This is a genomic window from Bordetella petrii (genome assembly GCF_020991325.1).
Lineage (GTDB): Bacteria > Pseudomonadota > Gammaproteobacteria > Burkholderiales > Burkholderiaceae_B > Bordetella_A > Bordetella_A petrii_E.
Genome location: NZ_JAJMLX010000231.1, coordinates 1 through 7,357 on the forward strand (window position 1 = coordinate 1; position 7,357 = coordinate 7,357).

The following is a 7,357-nucleotide window of genomic DNA, read 5'->3' on the forward strand; positions in this document are numbered from 1 at the left end:
CTGGCGCCAGCGCCGATTCGTTCAGGCAGGCCACCCCCAGGCCAGCGGCCAGCGCCAACTGCAGGCCAGCCACTCCCGATGCCACGTGCGCGACACTGTACGCACGCTGGCGCCGTGCCAGCGCGCTTTCGGTGAACTGGCGCAGCGCGCAGGATTCTGGCAGCACCAGCAGGGGCAGCGGCGCGCCGCGCACGAACCGGTACCCTTCGGCCGCCATCCACCACAGAGGCTCGCGGCGCAGCACCTGGCCCGGCGCCCGGACCGCCGCGCCGGATGCGCGCACATGCATGCTCAACCCCAAGTCGTAGCGCCCATGCGCGCACGCGCTCTCGACCTCGCCGCTTTTCAGGATGGCGACGTGCAGCCGTACCTGCGGATACTGCTGGCCCAAGCGGCGCAAGAGTTCGGAGATATCGCGCGGCCGGAAGTAATCGGTAAGCGCCAGGCGCAATTCACCATTGAGCGGCACGCCGCGCAGGTCGCGCAAGGCTTCGTCGCTAAGGGCCAGGATGCGCCGCGCGTGGCCCTGCAGCCGCGCGCCTGCGGGCGTGGCATGCACCCCTGCCTTGGTGCGCACCAGCAGCGCGTGGCCGGCGCGTTCTTCCAGCTTGCGGATCTGCTCGCTGACAGCCGATTGCGACAAGTACAGCAGGGGCGCGGCCGCGGTCAGGCTGCCGGCGTCCAGCACGGCGATGAAAGTACGGAGATGGTCCAGATCGAAGCCGGGCATAGCGGTAATCCATTTGTTTTTCCGTTGGATTTCATCTGAATTTCCCGTTTTTCCGATGTCAAAGCATGGCCTAGACTGCATGCACGGTCGTCTTCGCGGCCGCTTTTACAGGAGCCCCGCCATGCCTCATATCGCCATCCATCTTTCCGGCCAGCCCGATACCGGCAGCAGCCGCCGCGTCGTCGACAAGGTTGCGGCGCTGACCCAATCGGTACTGGGCAAGCAACTGCCGGTAATCGCCATCACCCTGCAATACATTCCGCACGATGCCTGGTTCATAGGCGGGCAGCCGCTATCAGAAACCGGGCAGAACGCCTTTCACCTGGACATCAGCGTGACCGACGAAACCAATACCAAGCAGGAAAAAGCCCGCTATATCGCCGCGGTTTTTGCGGCCTTCCAGGAACTGCTGGGCAATCTGCACGAATGCTCGTACGTGCACGTGATAGACGCCCGCGCGGCCGCCTATGGATACGGCGGCGCCACGCAGGAATACCGGCACCAGCGCGCCGGCGTCTGAAAAAGAACGTTTGACTGCAACTCAAGCCGGACGAATTGGGAAGTGGCCGCACCACTTCTCCGCGAGCCGCGTCGCTACGAGCAGCAGCCCTGCATTCATGATCTGGCTCCAGACAAGCGCCGGGGCACTGATGACGCCCTTGGTGAACATGAACACTGGCACGATAAGGAACGCGTGCAGCAGCACGCCCAACACAAGAAGAAATGCCAATGCCTTGTAGCTGAACCGATCCTTGCCAAAGAATGTGTGGGCGACCCACACCGCGTACGGAAGGAACAGGAGCAACGCAGTCAGCAGGCCTGGATTGTAGGGCTGGCCAGTCCCGAAGACGGCCGCGATATGCATGACGGCGTTTATGGAGATCACGCTGAACAACGCGAATCCCACAAGGCGATGCCTGGGGCTAAGCAGCGCGGCCAGCGGCCCGACGATCCAGAACAGGGGAATATTGACTGCCAAGAAAAAAACGGGAGGAATGGGACAGTCTGGAAAAGGAGGGAGCTTGAGATTCGCGCAAAGCGCATTGGGAAATGCGTGTGAATTTCCCAGGAAATCCAGCCCGTACTCTTCGAAGTTATGCAGGAGATATATAACGGCCGCCATCCATGACAGCCAAACGGGATCACGCCAACGGGACGGCATTGAGCCACTGCGCAGCCAATTGGTGCCGAACAGCGACGCCAAGAGCACGACAGCGGCTGCACCACCAATCCAGGGAAATGCAATGTCAAACCAGCTCCAGGCCATGAGCGTCTCCAGACTTGCTGGGCGAATCATCCCCCAACCCCGCCTCTTCCGCTGCTATTGTTGCCATACAGCAACAGTGACGGGGCGGTGGGGTAGCTCCACCCTGTTCCACACGGCGGCCAAGTACGCGCGAATTTCGAGAACGTCACGCGAGAAGCCGACCAGACTCGGCTTGAAGATATCGGCGATAAACCAAGAAAAAGGCCGGCAAGGCGCTCACGCGCCGCCGGCCTTGCGAATGGGCCCGGAAAAGTTCAGGCCGCGCTTTCGCGCGCCGCGCGGCGGCGCTCGTGTTCCTGCAGGTGGCGCTTGCGCAGGCGGATCGACTTCGGCGTGATCTCGACCAGCTCGTCGTCGTCGATGAACTCGACCGCGTATTCGAGCGACAGCTGGATGGGAGGCACCAGGCGCACGGCCTCATCGGTGCCCGAGGCGCGCACGTTGGTCAGCTGCTTGCCCTTGATGGGGTTGACCACCAGATCGTTGTCGCGGCTGTGAATGCCAATGATCATGCCTTCATACAGCGCCTCGCCGGGGTTGACGAACATGCGGCCGCGGTCTTGCAGCTTCCATAGCGCATAGGCCACCGCATCGCCGTTGTCCTGGCTGATCAGCACGCCGTTGCGGCGCTCGCCGATGGAACCTTCGCGCATGGGCGCGTACTCGTGGAAAATATGGCTCATCAGGCCGGTACCGCGCGTCAGCGTCAGGAACTCGTTCTGGAAGCCGATCAGGCCGCGTGCGGGAATCAGGTATTCCAGACGGGTACGGCCGCGGCCGTCGGGCTGCATGTCCTGCAGGTCGCCCTTGCGGCGGCCCAGTTCTTCCATGACGCCGCCCTGGTGGGCATCTTCGACGTCGACGGTCAGCGCCTCGAAGGGCTCGCACTTGACGCCGTCAATGTCCTTGAACACCACACGCGGGCGCGATACGGCCAGCTCGTAGCCTTCGCGGCGCATGGTTTCCAGCAGGATGGTCAGGTGCAATTCACCACGGCCCGACACTTCGAATACCGTGTCGTCGCCCGTATCGCGCACGCGCAGCGCCACGTTGGACTTCAGTTCGCGGTCCAGGCGGTCGCGCAACTGGCGGCTGGTGACGAACTTGCCTTCGCGGCCGGCCAGCGGCGAGGTATTCACCATGAAGTTCATGGTAAGCGTGGGTTCGTCGATGCGCAGCATGGGGAAGGCCTCCGGCTTGGCCGGGTCCATGACGGTGCAGCCGATGCCGATTTCTTCGATGCCGTTGATCAGCACGATGTCGCCGGCTTCGGCTTCTTCCACCACTTCGCGTTCCAGGCCCTTGAACTTCAGCACCTGGTTGATGCGGCCCTTGCCGCCCGAGCCGTCGGGGCCGTACTGGTACGCTACGTCCATGCCGGGACGGATGCGGCCGCGGTTGATGCGGCCCACGCCGATCTTGCCCACGTAGCTGTTGTAGTCCAGCGAGATGATCTGCATCTGCAGCGGGCCATCGGGGTCGTCTTCGCGCTGCGGCACGTGCTGCAGAATGGCTTCGAACAGCGGGCGCATATCGCCCTCGCGCACGTCGGCGTCCAGGCCGGCGTAGCCCGACAGGCCCGAGGCGTACACCACCGGGAAGTCCAGCTGCTCGTCGGTGGCGCCCAGCTTGTCGAACAGGTCGAACGTGGCGTTGATGACGTAATCGGGGCGGGCGCCCGGGCGGTCGATCTTGTTGACCACCACGATGGGCTTCAGGCCCAGGGCCAGCGCCTTGCGCGTGACGAAAATAGTTTGCGGCATGGGGCCTTCGACGGCATCCACCAGCAGCAGCACGCCGTCCACCATGGACAGCACCCGCTCGACTTCCCCGCCGAAGTCGGCGTGTCCCGGGGTGTCGATGATGTTGATATGGGTATCCTGGTACTCAACCGCGCAGTTCTTGGCCAGGATGGTGATGCCGCGCTCTTTTTCCAGGTCGTTCGAGTCCATGACTCGTTCCGTAACCGCCTGGTTTTCGCGGAATGTGCCGGATTGGCGCAGCAGCTGGTCGACCAGCGTGGTCTTGCCGTGGTCGACGTGGGCGATGATGGCGACGTTGCGCAGGGCGCGAGTCATAGCGGGTCCTTTAAGGTCTGTGTGGCGGGCAGCAGGCCCGCCGGCAATTCAGTCAGTGCAAGCAGTGCCTGCTTGGGGTCTGTCATGGCCTGCAAGGCCTCCAGCGTGACGGCGCGGTCCAGCGAAAACGGCCCGACATGCGTGCGCCGCAGCGCAGCCAGGTGGGCATAGCAGCCCAGCGCCCGCCCGATGTCCTGGGCCAGGGTGCGGATGTAAGTGCCCTTGCTGCACGCGACGTCGATCTCGGCGCGCGTGCCCTCCAGCGACAACAGGTCGATGCGGTGAATCGTTACCTGGCGCGGCGGGCGTTCCAGCTCGATGCCCTGGCGCGCGTACTCGTACAACGGCTTGCCGTCGCGCTTCAGCGCGGAATACATCGGCGGCACCTGCTCGATGATGCCCTGGAAACGTGACAAGGCGTCGCGCAGGGCAGCTTCGGTAACCTGGCAGCCGCCATCGGCGGTGGCGACTACGTTGCCGGTAAGGTCGCCGCTGTCGGTTTCCTCGCCGAACTGCAGGGTGGCGCGATACGCCTTGTCGGCTTCGAGCATGGCGCCGGAGATCTTGGTGGCGCGCCCCATGCAGCACACCAGCAAGCCGGTGGCGAATGGGTCCAGTGTACCCGTGTGCCCCGCCTTGGCGGCATCCATGCTGCGCTTGGCGCGCTGCAAGGCGTGGTTGCTGGACAGGCCCACGGGCTTGTCCAGCAACAGCACACCGTCGAGCGCCAGCCCGCGTCGTTTAGCCATCGTCGAGTCCAGGAAAAAAGTTACAGCAGCGACGACAGCCGGTCAGCGCTGGTCTTCGGGTTCGTCGGGCTCGTCCGGGGAGGGGCCCGGACGGTTGGCGCGATCGATGAGCGCCGACATCTCGATGCCGCGCGCGATCTGGGCATCGTGGAAGAAGCGCAGCGTGGGAACGGTATGGATGTGCAGCAGCTTGTACAGCTGCGAATGCAGCCAGCCGGCCTTCTCGTTGAGCAGCGCCGCGGCGGTGTCGGGTTCGGCACCCAGCACCGTGAAATACACCTTGGCGTGCGCGTAGTCGGCGGACAGTTCCACTCCCGACAGCGTGATCAGCCCGGCGCGGGACACGTCGATCTCGCGCTGGATGAGGCCGGCCAGATCTTTCTGGATCTGGTCGGCCAGCCGCAGATTGCGGCCGGGGATGGATTTGGACTTGTGACGACTCATGAAAAACGCTTGGACACGCCGCCCCTTTACAGGGTGCGGGCGATCTCCTTGATTTCAAAGACTTCCAGTTGGTCGCCCACCTGGATGTCGTTGCTGCCACGCAGCGTCAAGCCGCAATCGAAGCCCGACTTGACTTCCTTGACGTCGTCTTTGAAGCGGCGCAGCGAATCGAGCTGGCCGGTCCATTGGACCACGTTGTTGCGCAGCAAGCGGATTTGCGAATCGCGCCGCACCAGGCCGTCGAGCACCATGCAACCGGCGACGTTGCCGATACGCGAAATGGAATAGACCTCGCGCACTTCGACCAGCCCGATGACCTCTTCCTTTTTCTCGGGCGCCAGCATGCCGGACATGGCCGCCTTCACTTCATCCACGGCGTCGTAGATGATGTTGTAGTAGCGCAGGTCGATGTCATTGGATTCGGCCAGCTTCTTGGCGCTTTGTTCGGCGCGCACATTGAAGCCGATGACCACGGCGTTCGAGGCGATGGCCAGGTTGACGTCGCTTTCCGAGATGCCGCCCACGGCCGCGTGCACCACCTGCACCCGCACTTCGTCGGTGGAGAGCTTGGTCAACGAGGCTACCAGGGCTTCCTGCGAACCCTGCACATCGGTCTTCACGATGAGCGGCAGGGTTTGCGTGCCCTCGCCCATGTTGTCGAACATGGACTCGAGCTTGGCCGCCTGCTGGCGGGCCAGCTTCACGTCGCGGAACTTGCCTTGGCGGAACAACGCGATTTCGCGCGCCTTGCGCTCGTCGGCCAGGGCGATGAGTTCGTCTCCGGCGGCCGGAACCTCGGTCAGGCCTTGGATTTCCACCGGAATGGAGGGGCCGGCTTCCTGGATCTGCTTGCCGTTTTCATCGACCATGGCGCGCACCCGGCCGAAGCTGGCGCCAGCCAGCACGACGTCGCCGCGCTTGAGAGTGCCACTTTGCACCAGGATGGTGGCGACCGGGCCTCGGCCCTTGTCCAGGCGGGCTTCGATGACCAGGCCCTTGGCCGGGGCGTCGACGGGCGCCGTCAGTTCCAGGATCTCGGCCTGCAGCAGCACGTTTTCGAGCAGGTCGTCGATGCCGGCGCCGGTCTTGGCCGACACGGGCACGAACGGAACGTCGCCGCCATATTCTTCGGGCACGACTTCCTCGGCCACCAGTTCCTGCTTCACGCGTTCCGGGTTGGCCTCGGGTTTGTCGATCTTGTTGACCGCCACCACCAGGGGCACGCCGCCCGCCTTGGCATGGTGGATGGCTTCACGCGTTTGCGGCATGACGCCATCGTCGGCCGCCACCACCAGGATGACAATGTCGGTGGCCTTGGCGCCACGCGCCCGCATGGCGGTGAACGCCTCGTGGCCCGGGGTGTCCAGGAACGTGACCATGCCACGGTCGGTTTCGACGTGATAGGCGCCGATGTGCTGCGTGATGCCGCCGGCCTCGCCCGCCGCGACCTTGGCGCGGCGGATGTGGTCGAGCAGCGAGGTCTTGCCGTGGTCGACGTGGCCCATGACGGTAACCACGGGCGCGCGCGGCAGCAGTTCGGCTTCGCCGGATGCGGGGGTCAGGTCCAGGAAGGCTTCGGGATCGTCGAGCTTGGCGGCGATGGCCACGTGGCCCAGTTCCTCGACCACGATCATGGCAGTTTCCTGGTCCAGCACCTGGTTGATGGTGACCATCTGGCCCAGCTTCATCAAATGCTTGATGACCTCGGCGGCCTTGACGGACATCTTGTGGGCCAGGTCGGCCACGCTGATGGTTTCGGGCACATGCACTTCACGCGCGATGAATTCCTGCGGCGCGGGTTCGTGGCGGCGTTCGGCCTGCTGATTGCGGCTGTTGCGGCCCTTGCCTCCCTTGCCGCCAGCACGCCAGCCGTCGCGGCTGGGCGCGCCTGCCTTGGCATCGGCCGGCTTCTTGCGCGAGGCGTCGTCGCTCCAGGTGGAAGCGACCTCGGCCGTCTTGATGGTTTTCTTGGAACCCGCGGCGCCCGGCTTGGCGTCTTTCTTGGCGCCTGCGGCGGCGGCCTTGCCGGCCGGCTTGTGCAGCGTGCCCGACAGCGCGCCAGGCGCTTCCGGTTCGGGTGCGCGCAGCA

7 protein-coding genes are annotated in these 7,357 nt (G+C 64.4%); 1 reads left to right on the forward strand and 6 read right to left on the reverse strand.

Annotated features, from left to right (window positions below; translation table 11 throughout):
- A partial coding sequence (locus LPZ50_RS19055) for a LysR family transcriptional regulator (protein ID WP_230663714.1) occupies positions 1-730 on the reverse strand: 730 nt, incomplete at its 3' end.
- Between the two features lie 121 nt (positions 731-851).
- Here LPZ50_RS19055 and LPZ50_RS19060 point away from each other — a divergent pair.
- Positions 852-1,250: a tautomerase family protein gene (locus LPZ50_RS19060; protein WP_230663717.1), complete on the forward strand. Its 399-nt coding sequence runs from the start codon at positions 852-854 to the stop codon at positions 1,248-1,250.
- A 21-nt stretch (positions 1,251-1,271) separates the two neighbouring features.
- Here LPZ50_RS19060 and LPZ50_RS19065 read toward each other — a convergent pair whose 3' ends face one another.
- The 5 genes from LPZ50_RS19065 to infB form a co-directional block, all read right to left on the reverse strand.
- A complete protein-coding gene (locus LPZ50_RS19065; protein WP_230663720.1) occupies positions 1,272-1,997 on the reverse strand; it encodes an HXXEE domain-containing protein in 726 nt (241 codons plus the stop codon).
- Between the two features lie 254 nt (positions 1,998-2,251).
- Positions 2,252-4,075 (reverse strand): translational GTPase TypA, encoded by a 1,824-nt coding sequence (gene typA / locus LPZ50_RS19070; protein WP_230663724.1) that lies wholly within the window; start codon positions 4,073-4,075, stop codon positions 2,252-2,254.
- Positions 4,072-4,824 carry a tRNA pseudouridine(55) synthase TruB gene (gene truB / locus LPZ50_RS19075; protein ID WP_230663728.1) on the reverse strand — a complete coding sequence of 251 codons (753 nt, stop codon included), beginning with the start codon at positions 4,822-4,824 and terminating at the stop codon, positions 4,072-4,074. Before truB ends, typA begins: the two co-directional genes overlap by 4 nt.
- Before the next feature lie 42 nt (positions 4,825-4,866).
- Positions 4,867-5,268, reverse strand: coding sequence for a 30S ribosome-binding factor RbfA (gene rbfA / locus LPZ50_RS19080; RefSeq protein WP_230663731.1), 402 nt, complete (start codon positions 5,266-5,268; stop codon positions 4,867-4,869).
- 26 nt (positions 5,269-5,294) lie between these two features.
- A partial coding sequence (gene infB / locus LPZ50_RS19085) for a translation initiation factor IF-2 (protein ID WP_230663734.1) occupies positions 5,295-7,357 on the reverse strand: 2,063 nt, incomplete at its 5' end.